Source organism: Aeromonas sp. S5(2024), from assembly GCF_041403025.1.
GTDB classification, from domain to species: Bacteria; Pseudomonadota; Gammaproteobacteria; order Enterobacterales; family Aeromonadaceae; genus Aeromonas; species Aeromonas hydrophila.
Genome location: NZ_JBGLRI010000004.1, coordinates 58,209 through 78,474, shown reverse-complemented (window position 1 = coordinate 78,474; position 20,266 = coordinate 58,209). Strand labels below are relative to the sequence as shown.

The following is a 20,266-nucleotide window of genomic DNA, read 5'->3' as shown; positions in this document are numbered from 1 at the left end:
TTACTCCGCCAACCGCTGGGCGACCCGCAGCACCGAGCTGCGGGATCGGCTGTTTTCATTGACCTCGTGCTCGGAAGGCTTGAGCGCTTTGCCGACCGACTTCAATTTGCGACCGCCGGCCAGCTGGGCCTCGGTCAACGGAATGCCGTGCGGCACTTCCGGGCCTTTCTCATGCTTGCGAATGAAATGCTTCACCAGCCGATCTTCCAGCGAGTGGAAGCTGATGACGGAGAGACGACCTTCCGGTGCCAACACCTGCAGGGCCCCGTTGAGCGCGGTCTCGATCTCGTCCAGCTCGCTGTTGATGTAGATGCGGATGGCCTGGAAGCTGCGGGTAGCGGCGTGCTTGCCCTTCTCCTTGCTCGGATTGACGCGGGCAATCATCTCCGCCAGTTGACGGGTGCGGACATAGGGCTCGGTCACCCGATCGTGCACGATGGCACGGGCGATCTTCTTGGCAAAACGCTCCTCGCCGAAGGTCTTCAGCACCCAGGCGATGTCGTCCACATCGGCGCGAGCCAGCCATTCGGCGGCGCTCTGACCGGAGGTGGGGTCCATCCGCATGTCGAGCGGACCGTCCTTCATGAAGCTGAAACCGCGCTCGGCATCGTCCAGCTGGGGAGAAGAGACTCCCAGATCCAGCAGGAAACCGTCTACCTTGCCCAGCAGGCCGCGTTCATCCAGATAGGAGGCAATGCCGGAGAAGGGGCCGTGCACGATTTCGAAACGGGGATCCTGGATCTTGGCCGCTTCGGCAATGGCTTGGGGATCCCGGTCGATGGCGATCAGCCGGCCGTTGGGACCAAGCTGCTGGAGAATGAGACGAGAGTGACCACCCCGGCCAAACGTACCGTCGACGTAGATGCCGTCCGGCTTGATGGCCAGCCCTTCAACGGCTTCGTGCAGCAGCACTGTGATGTGTTCAGCGGCTTGGGTCATTTATAAAGAGAAATCCTGTAGTCGTGGCGAGCTTGCCCAGTCATCTTCGGGCAGGCCCTGAATGTCATCATTGACCTGTTGTTGCCAGCGGGCTTCATCCCACAGCTCAAACTTGTTGAGCTGGCCCACCAGCATGATCTTCTTGTCCAGCCCTGCATGGCTGCGCAGTGGCTGGCTGAGCAGCAGACGGCCATTGCCGTCCAGCTCGCATTCGGTCGCATGCCCGAGCAACAGCCGCTGTAGGCGGCGCTCAAGGGGATTCATGCTGGAGAGTGTCTTGAGCTTGCGCTCGATCTCTTCCCATTCGTTCAGGGGGTAAAGCAGCAGGCAGGGATGGGCAATATCGATGGTGCAGACCAGCTGGCCCTCGCTTTCGTCGCGCAGCCAATCACGATACTTGGTCGGAATCGCCAATCGCCCCTTGCTGTCGAGGGTGATGGCATGCGCACCACGCAACAAATTGCAGTCCCTGAAAATGAGTTAAAGGGGGCAAACCGCCCGATAAAAACCACTTTGATCCACTTTTCCCCACCTTGAAGTTTAAGGACGTGCTGAGGGCTTTTCAAGCGAGGATCTCGGGCATGGGGAACATATTGACGCAGCGTTTCAGCAGCGAGGATTAAATGAGTTGATTTTCCACAAGTTATTTGAACAAGAGGTGTATCGATTAATTCGCTGCCGGCCTGAATGCCGACTCTGTCAGGGGGAAATAATGAAACGGAACAACACCACGGCACACAAGATGATGCTAACACCAACCACGGGATAAATGATGTAGCCATCCCCAGCACGTCGAGCCCGCAGGCAGACCAGCTGGCAAAGCAGCAGATTGTAGATAATCAGCAGGAACGTCAGCAGGATATTGGTACCAAATGCCAGCTCTCCGGCATGCACGACATAAAGTCCCATCAATACAAAATTGGCGAGAATCAAATACAGTAGAAATTTCTGGATCGCCTTGCCCGCTTTTGGGGTCTTTTTTACTCGTGCTATCATGCTTATCACATCCTGGATTCCACATGAACAGTCGACAAAAACTATCGAAAACTGTTGAGATACATCATGTTTTTATTTTTTAGCGCAGCCTGTCTTTCCCCCGTATCATGACTCGAGCTATCCATTGGCTAGTTAGCGTACTGCTAATGACACCTCCTTATTGTTATTCCTATCATAACTATCATTGGCAGGCTGGTTTTCCTACCCCAATACAAGGAAAAGGAGCCGACCTGGTCACTCAGCAAACCCAGTTTCTGTTGAAGCAACGAGGTCACCTGCAAAGGCGGCTGGCACAATCCCAGCCAATGATCCGCTGGGTGGAACAGCAGGTTAGCGCTCGCGAGTTACCCAGTATGCTGGCCTTTTTGCCATTGATTGAGAGCAGTTATCGGCTGGATGTGGTATCGACAGCGGGAGCCGCAGGTCCCTGGCAGTTGATGCCGGACACAGCCGCACGCTTCTCCATTCCCATGATGCCAAGCTTTGATGGCCGCTACTCCTTGCCCCTTGCGACCGATGCTGCGCTTTCCTATCTCAGCTGGCTTCATCAATTCTTTGGGCAGGACTGGTTACTGGCGCTGGCGGCCTATAACGCGGGGGAGGGCCGAGTACTGAAAGCTGTGCTCAATGCAGGTACGCGCAATGTATGGGAACTGCAGTTACCCACGGAAACACGCCTCTATGTGGCTCGCTTTATCGCGCTCGCCCAATTGCTTGATCGAGCAGAACAACACCAGCTCACCCTGCCCCCCTGGCAAGCAGGAGAAAATATTCAGGTAGCCATGCATCCTGGCAGTTGTTCCCTGTTGCAGTGGGCCATGACAAAGGGGGTAGCGATGAATGAAGCAAGTCGCTGGAATCCGGCATGGCAGCTTCCCGATGCTCCTGGCATCACCAACTGTCCCATCGTCTACAGCCGGGGAGGCTCTCCTGCCCCGGCACACCAGAACAGCAAAGTTGTGTTTCGCAAGGCAGTGTCACTGGAAAGCTTGCATGACCCCTTGTTGCTGCAAGCGGCAAGAGGATTGGATATGAGTCGGGGTAAGATCAAGCTGGATGCGTTACAGGATCCACTGGGGCTGGACACGAGGCGCCCACCCCTGTTGCCATGAAACAGTGACGCCAATGGCTGAGTACCGGTGAGAGATCGACTGACTCAGGTACCGACCAGCGGGCACCATAGAAACTGAGATATTGCCCGATGGCTCGTCGATGGGTGATACGACAATCGAGCACAATCCGGGGGGAGAGAGACAAACTGACAGTCTCGGGCAGAATGAAACGGGCAGGAGCCAGAAAACCAACACCGCCCGGCCCAATATCCTTGATCACTGCCCTGCCGATGCTCTTGTCAAACAGCAAACCAGAGACCATCAGCCGCGCGGCAATGCCGCAGCTTTGTGATTCCAAGGGGGTAGTACCGTCGTGTAGATACCAGCGGGGTACCTTGCGGCGGGGATCATTGAACTCACTCGGTTCCGACAGCGCTACTTCAAGGTTGTCCATGGGAAGTTTCGTCCTTGGCCTGCTTCACGGCGGCTTGCGTTTGTGCGCTAAACAGTTGTTCCAGGTTCTTTTCTGCCTGACTGGTCATCACCAGCAGCTCAATCCGGCGATTCTGGCTGCCCCGTGGGTCAGCCGTATTCTCCAGCATGGTATCCGACATGGCGACGACCTGCCCGACTCGTTCCGGAGGCATGCCACCGGCCAGCAGTACCCGCCTTGCCATCATGGCGCGGTCGGATGACAGCTCCCAGTTACTGTAATTATCCCCCGCAAAAGGGGTGCTGTCGGTATGACCAGAAATCATGACTCGATTTTCGACGCGTTGAAAAATCGGAGCCAGCGCCATCAGCATATGCCTGAAGAAGGGGCTGATGCGAGCACTGCCACGGCTGTACATCTCCCGCTCGTCATCATCACGAATGAGGATCCGCAGACCCTGCGGGACCAGCTGTAACTCCAGATTATTTTTGGCCTGCATCTGCTCAGCCAGCGAGCCAATGAAACCGGCCAGCTGCTTCATCTGTGCCTCGCCTTCAATTTTTCCGACCAACAGGCTTTCATAACCACCGCTGGCACCATCAGAAAAAATACTGCGATCCCGCTCCATGTGCCTCGGCATCCTCTGCCCTTGTTCTACGAACTTGGGACTGAGTTCTTCCAATACAGAAGGATTACCACCCAGATCAACCGGATAGGGACTATTTCTGATATCGAATGGATTGGCCTCGCTGTCCATGATGCTGTAATCACGCAAGCGGCTGGCAACGACTTCACGCTCCTCCTGGCTGGAAACAGCCAGGATCCAGAGCACCATGAAAAATGCCATCATCGCCAAGGTAAAATCAGCAAAGGCGACTTTCCAGGCTCCGCCTCCCTTGGGCGCATTGTTACGCCGTTGCTGGCGTTTGATGATGATCTGTTCGTGATTGCGCATTACATGGCCCTGTTGGTCACCCAATCTTCCAGTTCAAGGAAGCTGGGTTTCACATCGGGCTCCAGCATCTTGCGACCCGAGTCAACCGAGATCAGCGGGGTTTTGCCGCGCAGCTGGGCGATCAGGATGGACTTGATGCACATGAGCAGCCCGATCCGCCGTTTGACCATCTCTTCCATGGCATTGCTGATGGGCTCAAGCAAGCAGTAACAGAGGAAGATACCGATGAAGGTGCCTACCAGTGCGGCTGCAACATGCACACCGATATTGCTCAACGGACCGTCCAGTTGCTGCATGGTGATGATGATCCCCATCACGGCGGCCAAGATGCCGAAACCGGGACAAGCCTCCCCCGTCTTGTGCAGTGCGTGCGCCGGCTTGAGCATGTCTTCCTCGATGGCCATGATCTCCTGTTCCAGCACGGTATCCAGCTCATGCGGCGTGATCTTGCCCATGCCCAACAAACGCAGGTTGTCGATGATGAAACCGAGCAACTGGGGATCTTCCGATATCTGGGGATACATCAGAAACACCGAACTCTGCTGCGGGTTCTCAATGTGCTCATCCAGCGCCTTCATGCCCTTGTTGCGCGTCTCCTCCAGCAATTGATGCATCAGGGTCAGCAGCTCGCGATAGATCTCTTTTTCATCCTTGTTGGATTTGAAGCACAACTTCATCTGCCGCCACATCTCATGCATCACTTCCTTTGAATTGCCAAGGAACATGGAGCCCACCGCAGCCCCGATAATGATGATCAGCTCGGCAGGCTGCCACAAGGCAATGGGCTTGCCACCCGCCATCATGAAACCACCCAGCACACATATGAAAATGACGCCAAGGCCTATCTGTTTTTGCATGAACGCTCCCGCAGAATTCAAGGATCCTCACCAGGGATGGTGAAGCGTTAATAAATGGAGTCGACCAAACGCTGCTTGAGCTGAAGGACACACTGCTTGTGCAACTGACAAACCCGAGACTCCGTCAACCCCAGCACCAGGGCAATCTCTTTCATGTTCAGTTCTTGCTGATAGTAGAGGGAGAGCAGCAGTTGCTCACGCTTGTCCAGCGAGGTCAGCGCCTTGCTGATGGTCATCGCCATATCGACGTCATCGGATTCGGTAGCTGGCGCCTTGCCACCGTTCTCCAGCCACTCCTCCAGGCTATGCAGCGCTTCAGCCTGACTGGCGTAGGCCAGTTGACGCACTTCCTCGATGGAGCACTCCAATACCGTGGCCAACTCCTGCTCTGATGGAGGTCGTCCCAATCGGTTGTGCAATTCGCGCTGGGCCTGGTTATGACTGTGTACTTGCTGCCGCAGCTGGCGCGGCCGCCAATCCAGGCGGCGAAGCTCATCCAGCATGGCCCCACGGATCCGCTTGAAGGCATAACTCTCAAACTGAGCATCAGGCTCGCTGTCGTATCGGCGCCAGGCTTCCAGCAGCCCCATCATGCCAACCTGTTCCATATCCTCCTGATCGAAGCAAGCCGACACCTGACTGCGCAAGTGACTGGCCGCTCGCTTCACCAGCGGCAAATATCGGGTCAGTATGGCCTGCTCGCCCGTACGGGGAGGAGAAGCACTGAACTCGTGCGGGGTATCCCAGTCGACATCGGTCATATATGCGTTACTGCACCAGCACTTTGGTGATCAGCACCTCATCCAGATAGGTCTTGTAACCGTAACTCTGCAACGTGGTGACCAGCTTGCCCAGTAGAGAACTTTGCAGTGCAGTGATGTTCTGCAGCTCTTTCTTCACGTCATCGTGGGTACGGTGACTGAAATACTGCACCATCGCATTGCGGATCAATGGTGTCAGCTCATTGAGCGAATTGAGCTGTGCCGGATTGTGGGTCACCAAAGCCAACTCGAGCACGAGATAATGGGACTCAACTCCCCCTTCCAGGCTAATGACAAAGCGCTCCATCGGTTTGAACAGCGGAGTGGCACTGAGCTCGGGTTTTGGCTCAGCCAATCCCAGCCATACGGCAACCAGATCTCGCTTCAGATAGGCCCCATAGGCCAGCACGGCCAGCAAGCACAGAGCCATCACGCCCATCATCAACCACTTAACCACTCGCCGCATAATATGAAACCACTCTTGCTATTGCCGGATAATAAAAATCAAACCAGGGTGTTCAGCCAGTCACGTCCACTACCATCGGCAGGCTCGAACTCTTCCTGCCATTGACGTCGCCCGGCCATGATCTGCTGTTGTTGCCATTTACCCTGCCGCTCTTGCTCACCACCCTGCCCCACGTTGACCTCGACTCCCCCCGCATGATGGGGAGCCAGGCTCATCCGCAAGCGTTCCATCGACTGGATCAATGCCTCGCGCACCGCAGGATTGGTTACGTTGAGCTGAACATTGAGGCGATCCCCCTCAAGACGCACAGTCAACTCGAGTCGACCCAGTTCGGGGGGGTCAAGGCGGATATGGGCCTGCTTGATATGCTGGTTGACCTGAAGCTCCACCTTGTCTTTCAGCACATCCATCAGCTGCTGTCCCCACTGAGCGGGGTTGTCGGCCAACTTCACAGGAGCCCATTGATACTCGGCTGATTTGGGGGCTGTCACAGGCGCCAGATTGCTGATCACACCTTTCACATCGGCAAAGGTGGATTCACGTTCACCGGCACCGTCGCTAGCAAGCAGGGGCTGCACACTGGCAATCACCTTGTCACGCAATACCGGGTCCATCGTCTGCCCAGCAGGCTGTGTGCCCATGCGGTTGGATGCATCCGTACTGGAGACGAACACCTGATTTTCACTCCGAGGACCCGCCGTCTCCCCTGCTACCTTGTTGTAATCAGAACGACCATAGGCAGACAGTGAACGCAATACCGCCGAGACAGCTGACGACCCGTCAGGTCGGACAGACTCAACCCCTTCGCCAGTCGTTGCGGCTACAGGTTGTGCCTGGCGCAACATCGACAATCTCACAACATCATCGGTCAAGAGGAAAACGGGGGGCTGGTTGCTGAAAGAATCCAACTGCTCTGTGACATCATCTCGCAGCTCATCAGTCACATCCGGCGCTTTCTCATCGATGGTTTCAACTGGCAAAGGCAATGCCGCCAGCTCTTCCATGAATGGCAGGTCCAGCGGCTGATATGTGTCGCCCTGGCCGTCAGGCTGCCGGGAAAGACGACTGAATCCTGCGGAATCAAGCGCAGCCAAGCCATCAAGACCTGGGAATTGAATCATGCCCATTCCTGTACCTCACCATAGGCTTGCAGCCCCTCCCGCTTCTGGGACAGCTCCTGCCACTCCCGCTTACGCAAGGCTGTCTCTTGCTGGCAAAGCAGCAGTGCCTCCTGCTGCCAGGAACGCACCTGATCCCTGGCAAGTTGCATAGCGGCCCATAATTCTGGCTGCCCTTGCATATGCTGAATGAACTGGAACAATCGGCTATCAGCCAAACGAACGGCATCCCACTGGCCGGCACGGGCCTGCTGCAATATCAGGCGTCCCAACCCCAGCAGCTGGCGCTGGCGAGTCTCATGCTCTGCAGTAAGTTGCTTAGTTCCGGTTACCGACATGGTGATGGCCCCCAATGAAAATGACCTTGCCAGCTAGCAAGGAGCAGGCCAGCTGAGAAATACAGGAATTCAGGAGAATGCTCAGGGATCAGGCCGGGGGAAGAAGGAAGTATCACTTCCGCATCAGCGAGGATGACGCGCCATTGCTTCCCAACCTTCCTTCAGCTCCAGCAGGATACGACGCACTTCTGCGAACCCGGCCACATCGTTCGACACGCTGATTTCAAACAGGCGCTGACCACAATAGTCGTAGAGACGATGCAGGTTGACTGCAAGCTCCCCGCCCTTCTCCATGTCCAGTGCACTGTCCAGTCCACCCAGGATCTGCAGGCATTTGTTGATAGCTTGTCCTTTTCGCTCAAACTGCTTGGCCAGAATATGGCCTTCCGCCCGGGCCATTTCATCGAGCAGCCCATCCATCAACATCAGCACTAGCTGATGTGGGTCCGCACCCGCCGCTTTGGCCTGGGTAGCGGCGAATTGGTAGGCATCGTAGCCGTCTTGATCTTCAAACATGTACAACTCGCTTGTTCTGGATAAGATGCCACAGACAGCAGGAAGCGTGCCGATTTAGAGAGCACCCATAGTCTGCATCATCTGGTTCATAGTGGTGAACTGATTGAGGTAGCGCTTATACGCGGATTCCATACGACGATCCAGCGCATCCATCCGCTCGGTTACCCGTTTCTCACTTGCTTCCAGGCCGGTCTTGCGCCCCTTGAGGGCACCATCCCTCTTAGTGTAAGGATCGAGCGAATCACTCATCTTCTTGAGCAGACCATTATCGCCCATAAGAGCCTTACCAAGCAGCTCGGGATCTTTCTCTAGCGCCTTGTTGAAGTCGGTCTCGTTGAAGGAGAGCTTGCCCATCTTATCGGTCTTGATGCCGAGACTGCTGAGGCTAAATCCATCTGGCAGGTCCCGCACACTGCGAGACAGGGTGCTCTTGAGACTGCGCACACCGCTGTCAGAAGAGAGGGCTCCCGGCGCCTTGGGGTCGCTGGAGGTCATCTTGGCCAGCTCATCGATCAGCTCGTTATAGCTGTCAACAAACTTCTTGAGAGATCCCGTCACTGCTTCTTTGTCCTGATCTATGGTCACCATTAGAGGGGCATCACCCGCCTTCTGGGCCTTGGTCAGCTGGAAGGTCAAGCCGTCAACGACGTTTTCTATCTTGTTGCTGGCGGAGGTGATGGTCAGCGGATTGTCGCCCCCCATTCGCAACTTGGCATCCTGTGCCTGGGTGATGTCCTTCTTACCGGCAACGGCCGTACCCAGAGCATTGGTGCCATCTCCGCTATAGCTCAGCGTGATGGCATTCTCCACCCCACTCTCCTTACTGGTCAGCACCATGCTGACCTTGCCGTCGGTACGCACCAGGGTTGCCTTCACACCTGGGTTGTCCTTGGCATTGTTGATATGGGAGACCAGATCCTTGGCGGTTGAGCCTGCAGGCAGGGTCGCCAGATCGATGTCGATAGTCTTTCCCTTGACAGTGAGCGAGAAGACACCATCGGTCGGCAGTGGGGTGGTGTCGCTGTCGAGCTGTAGACCCACCTGATGAGACTGGGCCAGCTGCTCCACGAAGAAGTTGTACTGACCCGAACTGGCCTTGCCGTTGCTGGTGACCGTCATGACCCCCTCTTGAGACATACTGGCCTTTTGGGCTTGCAGATTGCTCGCCTTGTTCAAATCCTTGAGCATGGTCTGGAAGGTCGACAGCTTGGTGGTGAGCGTGCTGATGGCGCTCTGCTGTCCCTTGACACTGTCCAACTGCTTCTTCAGCAGCTTATCCATGTTCTGGCGCTCTATGGCTACCAGTTTCATTGCCATGCTGGCCGGATCTACTTGCATCATCACATCCCTATCAATTTATCGGTGGCATGCTCGTTGGAAAAAACCGAGTCGGTGCTTTCCAACGGACAAACAATAACAAAGCCACCCCTCTCGAGGTGGCTAGGCAACAGATTAACGCAGCAGGGAAGTCACCATGCCGGTCATCTGGTTGGAGTTGGACAGCACAGACATGCCAGCCTGCATCAGCATCTGGTTCTTGGTCATGTTGGTGCTTTCCTGAGCGAAGTCGGCATCCATAATACGGCCGTTCGCCAGATCGGTGTTCTCTTTCATGTTGGAGAGGTTGTTGACTGTGTGTTCCAGACGGTTGATGTTGGCACCGAAGGCGGAACGCGCCTCGCCGATCCCCTTGGAGAAGGTGTCCAGCTCGGCCATGGCGGCGGTGGCTTTGGCCTGATCATCAATGCCAGCGGCGACGGCGGTACCCTTGGTACCCTTGTCATCGGCAATCACGCCCTTAAGAGCGGTGGCCAGGGCACCATCATCCTTCAGCTCCAGTTTCTCGGCGGCAGTGCCACCGATCTGGAAGGTCACGGCTTTCTGGAAACCTTGATCCTTGGCCAGCAGAGTCTGACCACCAAAGGTGGTGTTGTTGGTGATGTTGTCCAGCTCGGCGCGCAGTTCGCTGAACTCGGCATTCATCGCCTTGCGATCGTCAGCGGTGCTGGTGCCGTTGGCAGACTGAGTAGCCAGATCCTTCATGCGCTGAACGATATTGCTCATCTCGTCCATGGCGCCTTCGCCAGTCTGCATCATGGAGATGGCATCCTGGGAGTTGCGCATGCCTACTTTCTGACCGCTGGACTGGGATTGCAGACGGGTCGCCATCTGCAGACCGGCGGCGTCATCGGCGGCGGAGTTGATGCGCAGACCGGTGCCCAGACGTTGCATAGCGGTGCCCAGCATCTTGTTGGTGGAATTCAACTGGCTCTGAGTGGTCAGGGAAGCGAAATTAGTGTGAATGGACAAGCCCATGATTTACTCCTTAAAAAGCTGCGATGCAGCGGGTAACCCTATGGGAATGAAAAGCGACGGGAATCGGCCAAGACTTGAATGGAGATCGGGAAAATATGCGGAAAAGCGGAAAGAAGGTAGAAGAACAGAAGGAAGAGGGCACTCATCCAAGGATGGGATGAGTGCCACCTGAATTAACGCAGCAGGGAAGTCACCATGCCGGTCATCTGATTGGAGTTGGACAGCACGGACATGCCAGCCTGCATCAGCATCTGGTTCTTGGTCATGTTGGTGCTCTCTTGGGCGAAGTCAGCATCCATAATACGGCCGTTTGCCAGATCAGTGTTCTCTTTCATGTTAGAGAGGTTGTTTACTGTATGTTCCAGGCGGTTGATGTTGGCACCGAAGGCAGAACGAGACTCACCGATCTTCTGGGAGAAGGTATCCAGTTCAGCCATGGCGGCAGTTGCCTTGCCCTGATCGCCGATACCTACCTTGACGGCTGCACCATCGGTACCCTTGCCGGTACCCACAACTTCCGCCAGCGCCTTGGCCAGGGTGCCAGTCTTCTTCAGTTCAAGCTTCTCGGCACCGGTACCGCCGATCTGGAAGGTCACATCTTCCTGGAAACCTTTGCCGGTCTTGAGCAACTCTTGTCCACCGAAGGTTGTGTTGTTGCTGATGTTGTCCAGCTCGGCACGCAGCTCGGTGAACTCGGCATCCATGGCTTTGCGGTCTTCAGCTGTGCTGGTGCCGTTCGCAGACTGGGTAGCCAGATCCTTCATACGCTGAACGATGTTGCTCATCTCATCCATAGCGCCTTCACCGGTCTGCATCATGGAGATGGCATCCTGAGAGTTACGCATACCCACTTTCTGACCACTGGACTGAGATTGCAGACGGGTCGCCATCTGCAAGCCAGCGGCGTCATCGGCGGCGGAGTTGATGCGCATACCGGTACCCAGACGCTGCATGGCGGTGCCCAGCATCTTGTTGGTAGTGTTGAGCTGGCTCTGGGTGGTCAGAGAAGCGAAGTTGGTGTGAATGGACAAGCCCATGATGTATTCCTCGATATGACGCTGCACAGCAGCCTGTTAGGTGGACATCAGATATAGGCGACCTCTTTCTCGCAGAAATGTAGACAGCTTGACGCATATTTTTTTGCACTTCCTTCACCCCGTCGTAGTCAACGATCTCTGTGGCAGAATCAGAGTATTCGGCATGGTTATTGCTTTTATCACGGCACCTCTCTTTACCGGACAGCGACATGGCAGCCTTTCTCTATACCCCTCACTTTGTTAAACATTTCCAGTGCATAGGAAATCGCTGCGAGGACAACTGCTGTCATAGCTGGACCATCAGCATCGACAAGTTGACCTTCCGAAGCTACGAGAGGCACCCTGACCCCACAGTCCAGTCCCTCAGCAAATTACATATCCGCAAGGTCAAACAGAGCAATGAACATTGGGGGGAGATCCAGCTTGACGAGCAGGGAGCCTGCCCTTTCCTTGATGAGAATCGTCTTTGCCAAATTCATAGCAAGGCTGGTGCCGAAGCGCTGAGCCATACCTGCAAAACCTATCCAAGATCCCATTCACGCATAGGCAACCAGGTCCGGAAATCCCTGATGCTCTCCTGCCCCGAAGTCAGCCGGCAGTTGTTGCTCGATCCGATGGCAATGCAAACCGAGGTCACCGAGCTGGATCAACGCCTGCCGTTCGTATCCCCTCCCTCTACCGCTATGGCCACTCTGCACAGCTTGAGCATCCATGTACTGGCTGCCACGGAGGTTCCCGTCGAAATACGGCTGTGGCTCATCGGCATGCTGGTCCACCGGGATCCAGCACAGCTGTCACACGAAGCCTTTCTGGATCAGGTGGCCGTACTGGCTGAACGGGGAGAGCTCCTCACCATGTTCGAGCAGCTGCCGGTCTTGCCACGGTTGCAATGGTGGGGACTGCGGACCATCACCCATCAATTGCTGTCCTACTCACAGGGAAGGCGTGGGCGGCAAACCATGCAAGGCTGTCTCGACAAGATCAACCGGCTGCTGGAGGGGGTCTATGATGAGGAAAAACTCGCACAGCTGCAGCAGGCCTGGTATGGCAAGGTTGTTCCCTTCTTGGCGGCACGCCCCCAGATCATGGACAACTACCTGCTCTATTACGTCTACCACCATAACTTCCCGCAGCAGCAGAGCACCCCGGCCCAAGCCTATCAATTGCTGGTTATCGACTACTTCCTGCTGCGCAGCTACCTGTGCCTGCTGGCCATGGATAAGGAGCTAGAAGAACAGGATATCATCAACCTTTTCTACAGCTATCACACCATACGCCAGCACAATGCAGGTTTTATCAAGACCATAGAACAAGGATTGAGTGAGTCTGGTTTTGCATCGGATCTGAGCCTCTACGCCCTCCTCAAACCTTGAAATAAAAACCGCCAGCAAAGCGCTGGCGGTTTTTTAGATCGGTGCACTCGTCCGGACTCAGGTCAACAGGGCAACAACGTTCTGGCGCGATACATTGGCCTGGGCCAGCAAGCCGGCCATAGTGCCCATGAAACCACCGTCCTTGAGTTGCTGGCTGAGCTTGCCCTGCAACTGCTCAAGCTCTTCCTGCTTGAGGTTCTGGCTGCGTGCTTTCACTCGGTCAAGCTGCTTAACCATCTTTTGGCGAAACAGCTTAAGTTCTCGTACCGACTGTTCGATCTCGCCGAGCAGCCTCTTTAGCCGCTGCTGCTCCTGCTTGATCTCCCCCTTGTCAATACCTTCCCCCAGCTGGGTCAACTGCCCAGGCTTGGGTTTGAACTGCACCGGAACAGGATTGCCTGCTGGAATACGGATCCCCTCACCACTGAGCAGAACCGGTTCATCCAGTTTGCGTCGATGCAGTTCGGGGACGGTCAGTTCCAACTTGCCCAGTTCATTCAGTCGAGCCTGAATATGCTCTTTGCGCAGTGCCCGATCCAGTCGGGTAACCGCTTCCGTCTCATTGGCGCCAGCAGGAAGCATCACCTCGACGGCACTGCTGGTCTGCGGGAAGGAAAAGACTAGGCGTTCGGCACTCGCCTTGGGACTAAGCAGATCAATCCGCTCCGAGCCATAACTTACCCGGCTCTCCCCTGCTGAAGCGAGCAAGCGGGGCTTCAACTCTGTGGTCAGCGGTGCCTGGGGTTGAGTCAGCTTCTCTTCCAGCAACTTGAGGCGTGAGACCAGATCACCGCTGGTGGCACGGCTTTGACCAAGCTGCTGTTCGAGACGCTTCAATTCACCCCAAACCTGGCTCAAAGCCTGCTCTCCCCCTTGGGCATGAGCGATCCGCTGCTGCGCCGTACCGATCAGGGCCCAGCGATCTAGCCGGACTATATTGGGATGACGTTCTGTTTTGGTGGCTGGTTGGGACGCACTCTGAGCAGTCACGCGCCCGTGCAGTCTAGGCTGGGCTGGCGTTTCGGCCACGCCGCCCAAACGGGTTTGTTGAATCTGCATCATGGCTCCCTGAAACTGGATTTATGGCATGTAATTGAACAGGCTCAGCCCATTGACCTTGGCAAAGGCCTGCTGCTGAACTTGCAGAGCCATCAGCACATGGGCCTGTTGGGTGACGGCACTTGCATAGTCGAGAGACTCTATCTGATTGCTCACCTCCTTGCTATAGACGCTCTTCTCAGCATGCCCTTCATCCACCTGGTCGAGCAGATTGATGCGGGCACCAATGGTGCTGACCATCTGGCTGATATCATCTTGCAGGGTCAGACTGCGATCCAGCATAGCCCTGGCCTTATCGGCAGAGTCCGCAGCACCACTATCGAAAGAGGCCACCATGTCGTCGAGCTGCTTAAAGAAGTCCCCGTTCTGGATGAACAACTTGTCTGCGGTATGGTTAAGCTCCACCGTCACTCCCTTGGCGATGCCGACTTCGCGCACCAAGTTATCCCCCTGGTAGACATAGTTACCGCTCAAGTCTTTCACTATGGCGGTCTTATCTACCTGGCTGCCGCTAAACAGACTGGAGCCACTCTCGTTGCGGGCATTGGCGAGGTCCAGCAAACCATCCTTGATTATGGCCAACTCGCTGGAAACAGCCCGACGATCATCTTCGGAAAGGGAGCCGTTGGCAGCAGTCTGGGTCAGATCACGCAATCGACTCAGCATGTTGGTCATAGTGTCAAGCTGGATCTCCCCTTGAGAGAGCTGGCTCTTGGCATTGGCAATATTCTTCTGATACTGCTCCATGGCCACCTGCTCTTTCTTCAATCCGAGCAGACGCACACTCCCCACCGGGTCATCAGAAGGCTGCAGAATACGCTTGTTGGTGGAGATCTGACGATCGAGGCGGGCATATTCACCGAAACCATACTGTAGGTTATCGAGCATGCTGAGTTGAATCTGGTTGGTACTGATGCGCATGATCGCTCCGCTAGAACATGTTCAGGATGGAGGTGAAAAGTTGCTCTGAAGTGCTTATCACCTTGGCGTTGGCCTGATACGCCTTGGTATAGGCCATGATCTTGATCCCTTCCTCATCCGTGTTGACCCCGCTGACGCTGCTCAGCTTAGTGGCCAGCTGTTTCTCCATATTCGCATCAGCCATCATGGTGGCCTTGGCCTGACCACTTTGTACCGCCATCCGGCCCAGCAAGGCGCTGTAGGCATCATATTGATCATCCTTGATGGTCAACAGGTCCTGCAGATTGCGGTTGTCACCACTGCCGCCGCCGGCCTTGGCAAAGGCGAGATCATCGCCAGTGAAGCCATCGGCAATCTTCAGAGTGCCGGACGGGTTGAGGGGATCGTAGGTGAAGAGCGGCTTGCCCGGATTACCATGCAAGTCGACACCGCCACCCTGCTTGGCATTGAAATCATCCGCCAGTTTTTTCGCGATCTGGTTGAGCTCGTCGCGCAGCGGGCGCAGAACTGTCGTCCGATATTCCATAACCCCCGCCAGACTGCCACCATGCAGCTTGGGAATATCGAACGATTGCGGACCGAAGCTGAGACTGAGCTTGTCACCCGCCAGCGAGAGTGTACTGCTGCTGCCAGCCAGCACCAACGGCTGACCCTGAGGCAGGCTCAGTGAGAACGAACCGTCACTTTGCCGGTTGACCCTGACTTCCATGAAGGTCGACAGCTCACGTACGATCTGCTCGCGACTGTCTTCCAGCACCGAAGTATTGACGCCCTTGGACGCCTGCTCGCTGATCTGAGTATTCAGCTCAGCAACCTGTTTCAGATAGCTGTTGACCTGAGAAACGGTACTGTTGAGCTGATCATCGATCTGCTTCTCCTGGGTCAGCATGCTTTCGTTCAATTGGCCAAAGCGGTTGGCCAGCGCCCCCGCTGAGCTGACGATCTGGCTGCGCTGAGCCGGCGTTTCCGGGCTGTCTAGCGCTGCACTCAGAGAGGCGAAGAAGCTGTCCAGCCCCTTGGCGATGTTCATCGACTCACTGCCCAGCAGCTGTTCGGTGGTATTGATGTATTGATGGAAAGAGTAAGAGGCACCGGTTGCAGAGCGGCTGCGCCAATGTTGGGAGACCAGATAGTCATCCGTGATCCTGCGAACACCGGTTACCTCTACCCCCTGGCCATTATCCAATCGGCCAAAACCGGACAGGCTGCCCATCATGGCTTCCTGGCGGCTATAGCCGATGGTATTGACGTTGGCGATATTCTGGGCGGTGATATTTAACGCGATCTGGGCCGAGTTAAGTCCGCTAAAACCGATATTGAGCAGCGACATCAGTCAACTTTCCTCATTTTTGCCGAATTCAGAGGCTGACTGAAGGCAGCCAGGGTCTGCTGTTCTGAAGCGACCATCGACTCGGCATTCTTTAATGTCGGCGCCAATTGGCTGACCATCTGCTCTTTCAACCCGATGCCGCCGCGCTTGACCATGCTCATCGCCAGCTGGCTGTCATACATGTCGCGATAGAGCTCCTGGCCCTTGACGAGCTTGTCATCCTCGTCCTGCATGGCATCGGAGGCTGAACGCATGTGCTTGAGCACGGTTTGCAGAAAGCTCACTTCAAATTGGCCGGCGGCCGCATCCAGTGCGGCACGCTGATCCGGGTTGCTCTTTATCTGCTGCAGTTCGTTGAGATCCTGATAAAACCCAGGTTCCGAGGTTATTCTGGTCATAAAGATCCTTAGATGACCACCAGCTCTCCCTCGAGGGCACCAGCCTCATCGAGTGCTTGTAGGATGGCCATGACGTCATCGGGGGTTGCCCCGAGCGAGTTGACTGCCTTGACGATCACCTCCAGTGAGGTGCCATCCGGCCAGACAAACATGTTGTTTCGTTCCCGATCCACCTGGATCTTCGAGTTGGGGGTCGTGGTGGTCTGCCCATTGGAGAAGGCATTGGGCTGACTGACTGTCTGGCTCTCGCCAATGGTCACCGTCAGACTACCATGGCTGACCGCCGCTTTGTGAACCTTGACCCCTTGACCCATGACCACGGTTCCGGTCCGGCTGTTGAAGACGACCCGGGGGCGCTCCTTGCCCATATCGACCTGAATGTCCTGCAGCAGCGCCATGAACGAGATCCGCTGGCTCTCGTCCTTGGGAGCCGCCACCTGGATCCGCCCCGCACTGACCGCCCTGGCCACCGGCCCCAGCTGACGATTGATCTCCCGCTCCACATTGCGAGCGGTCTTGAAGTTGGGCTGGTGCAGATTGAGCGTCACTTCGGGCTTTTCCGCAAAGTTGCTGGCCACTTCGCGCTCTATGATGGCGCCGTTGGGAATGATCCCTGCGGTCGGCACGTTGATGGTCACCGACGAACCGGACTGCCCCTCGGCCTTGACCCCGGCCACCACCAGATTGCCCTGGGCGACGGCATACACTTCCCCATCGATACCGCGCAGTGGCGTCAGCAGCAGCGAACCGCCGCGCAGACTCTTGGCATCCCCGATCGAGGTGACCGTTACATCCACCATCTGCCCCTTGCCTGCCAGAGCCGGCAAATTGGCCTGAACCGACACCGCCGCAACGTTCTTGAGCTTGGGATCGATATCATCCGGTAGTTGGACCCCAAACTGCTTGAGCATGTTGGCCATCGACTGGCCGGTGAACTTGACCTGACTCTTGTCACCCGTGCCGGACAAACCCACCACCAACCCATAACCCACCAGCTGGTTGGTCCGCATCCCCTGCACATCGGCGATATCCAGCAAGGCCCGCTTGGCGGGTGCGGCATTGGCCCACCAGGGCAGGCAGAGGCAAAGCAGGGTGATAAACCATCTGTTCATGTAAGACCTCAAAAGGGGGCGAATGCGGAGCTGAAGAAACGCCCCAGCCACCCCATCTGGTTGCTGTCGGCAAGGGCTCCACGCCCGGCATAGGTGATGCGGGCATCGGCGATGCGCTGGGATGAAATACGGTTGCTCTGGTCTATATCCTCAACCCGTACCATGCCACCCAACCGGATATACTCATCGCCCTGGTTGAGCCTGATCCACTTCTCGCCGCGGATCCCCAGCACCCCGTTTGGCATCACTTCGGCCACCGTCACCGTGATCGAGCCGGCCAGAGTATTTTGCTGGCTGGAAGTCGCACCGCCATCAAAGTCACGATCCGCGCTGAGTGACGCCCCCCAGTCAGAACGCACCTTGCCACCTATGGTCGGTGCCGGCACGTTCATGCTGCTGTTCTTGCTCATACTGGTGTTGGCTTTCTTACTCGACTGGGTACGCTCTTCCAGCACTACGGTGAGAATATCGCCAATACGATAGGCTCGACGATCCTGAAACAGGGTCATCATGTAGTCGCCGCGATAGAGGCTGCCGTCTTCCCCCTTGGCCGAGACGGGCAACTTGGGGCGTGAAGGCGCCCACTTCTCCTCACCCGGTTCGGGAGCCTTGAGCTCATAGGTGGCACAGCCGCCCAACAGCAGTACCACCCACAGATAACGCCACATCGTCTTCATCATCACAGCGCTTGGGTAATGAACTTGAGCATCTGGTCGGCCGACGAGACGACCTTGGCGTTCATCTCATAAGCCCGCTGGGTAGTGATCATGTCGACCATCTCTTCCACCACGTTGACGTTGGAGCTCTCCAGCGTGAACTGCTTGATGGCCCCCATGGCCTCTTCACCGGGCACACCTTCAATGGCCTCACCAGAGGCGCCGGTCGCTCGATAGAGGTTGCCACCGAGCGCTTCCAGGCCGGCAGGGTTGGCAAAGTTGGTTAGGGTGATGCGACCCAGCTCCACATTTTCCTGCTGGCCCGGCAAAGTCGCACTCACGGTTCCATCGGTGCCAATGGACACCTTGGTCGCATTGTCCGGGATCTGGATCTGCGGCAGCATGGGCAAGCCATCGGAGTTGACTAGCAGGCCTTCGGCGTTGCGATGCCACTGACCATTGCGGGTATAGGTGGTCTCACCGTCAGGGCGTTCCACCCCGAAGAAACCGGCCCCCACGACCGCCATGTCCAGCTCCTGGTTGGTGTTCTGGAACTGGCCGGGAGTGAACACTTTCTGGGTACCGACCACACGAACCCCGTTACCCATCTGGATGCCGATGGGAGACAGGTTCTGTTGATCCTGCTGGGCCCCGGGCTGGCGTTGCACCTGATAGAACAGATCTTCAAACGCAACCCGATCGCGCTTGAATCCGACCGTGTTTACGTTAGCCAAGTTGTTGGAAATACTGGCCATTTTGGCATCTTGCGCCGACAGACCGGTTTTACTTACCCAAAGTGCCGCGTGCATCTTCGTCTCTCCACCTGATTCATGAGGACATCAACGCCCCCTCAATGCGAATTGGCCGTGGCGGGCAGCAAGCCCGCCACTCATCAGCCCTGGCCGGAAATCAACCGGGCACCTTGCCGGGCCTGATCGTCCGCTGTTTTCATCAATTTGACCTGCAGTTCGAAATTGCGGGTCAGCGACATGCTGCTGATCAGCTCGTCGACTGCATTCACGTTCGCCCCTTCCAGAAAGCCGGACGCCAGTACCACCTGCTCGCTGGCCTCGGCATCCCCGCCCTGACGCAACCGGAAGAGACCATCCGGCCCCTTGACCAGTTCTGCCGGGTCCGGGTTCACCAGCTTGAGACGCCCCACATCCAGCCGGGCACCGCCGCCGGGCGGTGTGATACTGAGTGAACCGTCCTTGCCAAAACTCAGATCCCGATAGGCAGGAAGGACCATTTCCCCGCCTTCCCCCAGTACCGGACGACCATTGAGCGTCAGCAGACCATCGGCATCACTCTCCAGATTGCCGGCCCGGGTATAGGCCTCTTTGCCATCGGCGGTCTGGACCGTGATAAAGCCTTCACCACGGATCGCCACATCCAGCTTGCGGCCCGTCTGCATCAAGGCTCCCGCCTTGAAGTCGGTACCGGCCAGCTCCTCGCGGGCCATTACCCGGCTTGGATAGCCATCACCGGCCAGGGCATAGGCCGACACGCGCTCGAAGTCAGCCCGAAAGCCGGCCGTGTTAACGTTGGCCAGGTTGTTTGCCCGGATTTGCTGGGCCATCAGGGTATGCTGCGCCCCCGACATGGCGGTATAGATAAGCTTTTCCACGCATCA

Annotated in this window: 23 protein-coding genes; 2 read left to right on the top strand and 21 right to left on the bottom strand. The window is 56.4% G+C overall.

The genetic code is table 11. The features are described from left to right. The 3 genes from rsmH to ACB032_RS09785 form a co-directional block, all read right to left on the bottom strand. On the bottom strand, nt 1-939 hold the full coding sequence (gene rsmH / locus ACB032_RS09795; protein WP_011707587.1) for a 16S rRNA (cytosine(1402)-N(4))-methyltransferase RsmH: 939 nt from the start codon (nt 937-939) through the stop codon (nt 1-3). Continuing rightward, the gene (gene mraZ / locus ACB032_RS09790) at nt 940-1,398 is read right to left on the bottom strand and encodes a division/cell wall cluster transcriptional repressor MraZ (RefSeq protein WP_130631551.1); all 459 of its coding nucleotides are present in this window, start codon (nt 1,396-1,398) and stop codon (nt 940-942) included. A 240-nt stretch (nt 1,399-1,638) separates the two neighbouring features. After that, complete coding sequence (locus ACB032_RS09785) at nt 1,639-1,935, bottom strand: hypothetical protein (protein WP_017409426.1); 297 nt, start codon at nt 1,933-1,935, stop codon at nt 1,639-1,641. 257 nt (nt 1,936-2,192) lie between these two features. Here ACB032_RS09785 and ACB032_RS09780 point away from each other — a divergent pair, with 257 nt between their 5' ends. Then, complete coding sequence (locus ACB032_RS09780) at nt 2,193-3,047, top strand: lytic transglycosylase domain-containing protein (protein ID WP_371137985.1); 855 nt, start codon at nt 2,193-2,195, stop codon at nt 3,045-3,047. A 380-nt stretch (nt 3,048-3,427) separates the two neighbouring features. Here ACB032_RS09780 and lafU read toward each other — a convergent pair whose 3' ends face one another. From lafU to lafA (ACB032_RS09730), 10 genes are all read right to left on the bottom strand, one after another. Continuing rightward, nucleotides 3,428-4,375: a lateral flagellar motor protein LafU gene (gene lafU / locus ACB032_RS09775; protein WP_371137846.1), complete on the bottom strand. Its 948-nt coding sequence runs from the start codon at nt 4,373-4,375 to the stop codon at nt 3,428-3,430. Further along, nucleotides 4,375-5,232 (bottom strand): lateral flagellar motor stator protein LafT, encoded by an 858-nt coding sequence (gene lafT / locus ACB032_RS09770; RefSeq protein ID WP_017409423.1) that lies wholly within the window; start codon nt 5,230-5,232, stop codon nt 4,375-4,377. Before lafT ends, lafU begins: the two co-directional genes overlap by 1 nt. A gap of 47 nt (nt 5,233-5,279) precedes the next feature. Further along, complete coding sequence (lafS, locus tag ACB032_RS09765) at nt 5,280-5,993, bottom strand: lateral flagellar system RNA polymerase sigma factor LafS (RefSeq protein ID WP_043126889.1); 714 nt, start codon at nt 5,991-5,993, stop codon at nt 5,280-5,282. Nucleotides 5,994-6,000: 7 nt separating this feature from the next. Then, a complete protein-coding gene (lafF, locus tag ACB032_RS09760) occupies nt 6,001-6,459 on the bottom strand; it encodes a lateral flagellar basal body-associated protein LafF (RefSeq protein WP_039213955.1) in 459 nt (152 codons plus the stop codon). 38 nt (nt 6,460-6,497) lie between these two features. Continuing rightward, nucleotides 6,498-7,586 carry a lateral flagellar hook-length control protein LafE gene (lafE, locus tag ACB032_RS09755; RefSeq protein ID WP_371137845.1) on the bottom strand — a complete coding sequence of 363 codons (1,089 nt, stop codon included), beginning with the start codon at nt 7,584-7,586 and terminating at the stop codon, nt 6,498-6,500. Further along, nucleotides 7,577-7,915: a LafX gene (locus ACB032_RS09750; RefSeq protein WP_139388333.1), complete on the bottom strand. Its 339-nt coding sequence runs from the start codon at nt 7,913-7,915 to the stop codon at nt 7,577-7,579. Before ACB032_RS09750 ends, lafE begins: the two co-directional genes overlap by 10 nt. Nucleotides 7,916-8,038: 123 nt before the next feature. Then, entirely contained in the window at nt 8,039-8,431 is a 393-nt protein-coding gene (gene lafC / locus ACB032_RS09745) for a lateral flagellar export chaperone LafC (RefSeq protein ID WP_371137844.1), read from the bottom strand. Between the two features lie 54 nt (nt 8,432-8,485). Next, nucleotides 8,486-9,769: a lateral flagellar capping protein LafB gene (lafB, locus tag ACB032_RS09740; RefSeq protein WP_254201383.1), complete on the bottom strand. Its 1,284-nt coding sequence runs from the start codon at nt 9,767-9,769 to the stop codon at nt 8,486-8,488. Between the two features lie 114 nt (nt 9,770-9,883). Then, entirely contained in the window at nt 9,884-10,747 is an 864-nt protein-coding gene (gene lafA, locus ACB032_RS09735) for a lateral flagellin LafA (protein ID WP_171281668.1), read from the bottom strand. Nucleotides 10,748-10,920: 173 nt separating this feature from the next. Beyond that, on the bottom strand, nt 10,921-11,784 hold the full coding sequence (lafA, locus tag ACB032_RS09730) for a lateral flagellin LafA (protein WP_254201350.1): 864 nt from the start codon (nt 11,782-11,784) through the stop codon (nt 10,921-10,923). 209 nt (nt 11,785-11,993) lie between these two features. On the opposite strand from lafA (ACB032_RS09730), the gene fliB reads away from it, so the two are divergent. Further along, nucleotides 11,994-13,157 (top strand): flagellin lysine-N-methylase, encoded by a 1,164-nt coding sequence (gene fliB / locus ACB032_RS09725; RefSeq protein WP_371137843.1) that lies wholly within the window; start codon nt 11,994-11,996, stop codon nt 13,155-13,157. 57 nt (nt 13,158-13,214) lie between these two features. Here fliB and ACB032_RS09720 read toward each other — a convergent pair whose 3' ends face one another. From ACB032_RS09720 to lfgF, 8 genes are all read right to left on the bottom strand, one after another. After that, nucleotides 13,215-14,216, bottom strand: coding sequence for a hypothetical protein (locus ACB032_RS09720; RefSeq protein WP_171281670.1), 1,002 nt, complete (start codon nt 14,214-14,216; stop codon nt 13,215-13,217). 21 nt (nt 14,217-14,237) lie between these two features. Beyond that, entirely contained in the window at nt 14,238-15,137 is a 900-nt protein-coding gene (gene lfgL / locus ACB032_RS09715; protein ID WP_043126871.1) for a lateral flagellar hook-associated protein LfgL, read from the bottom strand. A 10-nt stretch (nt 15,138-15,147) separates the two neighbouring features. Further along, nucleotides 15,148-16,467 (bottom strand): lateral flagellar hook-associated protein LfgK, encoded by a 1,320-nt coding sequence (lfgK, locus tag ACB032_RS09710; RefSeq protein WP_254201349.1) that lies wholly within the window; start codon nt 16,465-16,467, stop codon nt 15,148-15,150. Continuing rightward, a complete protein-coding gene (locus tag ACB032_RS09705) occupies nt 16,467-16,865 on the bottom strand; it encodes a rod-binding protein (RefSeq protein ID WP_254201348.1) in 399 nt (132 codons plus the stop codon). The genes lfgK and ACB032_RS09705 overlap by 1 nt, the downstream gene beginning before the upstream one ends. Before the next feature lie 8 nt (nt 16,866-16,873). Beyond that, nucleotides 16,874-17,977 (bottom strand): lateral flagellar basal body P-ring FlgIL, encoded by a 1,104-nt coding sequence (gene fgIL, locus ACB032_RS09700; RefSeq protein WP_017409408.1) that lies wholly within the window; start codon nt 17,975-17,977, stop codon nt 16,874-16,876. A gap of 8 nt (nt 17,978-17,985) precedes the next feature. Further along, nucleotides 17,986-18,657, bottom strand: coding sequence for a flagellar basal body L-ring protein FlgH (gene flgH / locus ACB032_RS09695; RefSeq protein WP_017409407.1), 672 nt, complete (start codon nt 18,655-18,657; stop codon nt 17,986-17,988). Then, on the bottom strand, nt 18,657-19,442 hold the full coding sequence (lfgG, locus tag ACB032_RS09690; RefSeq protein ID WP_371137842.1) for a lateral flagellar basal-body rod protein LfgG: 786 nt from the start codon (nt 19,440-19,442) through the stop codon (nt 18,657-18,659). The genes flgH and lfgG overlap by 1 nt, the downstream gene beginning before the upstream one ends. An 83-nt stretch (nt 19,443-19,525) precedes the next feature. After that, on the bottom strand, nt 19,526-20,260 hold the full coding sequence (gene lfgF / locus ACB032_RS09685; RefSeq protein ID WP_017409405.1) for a lateral flagellar basal-body rod protein LfgF: 735 nt from the start codon (nt 20,258-20,260) through the stop codon (nt 19,526-19,528). Nucleotides 20,261-20,266: the final 6 nt, after the last annotated feature.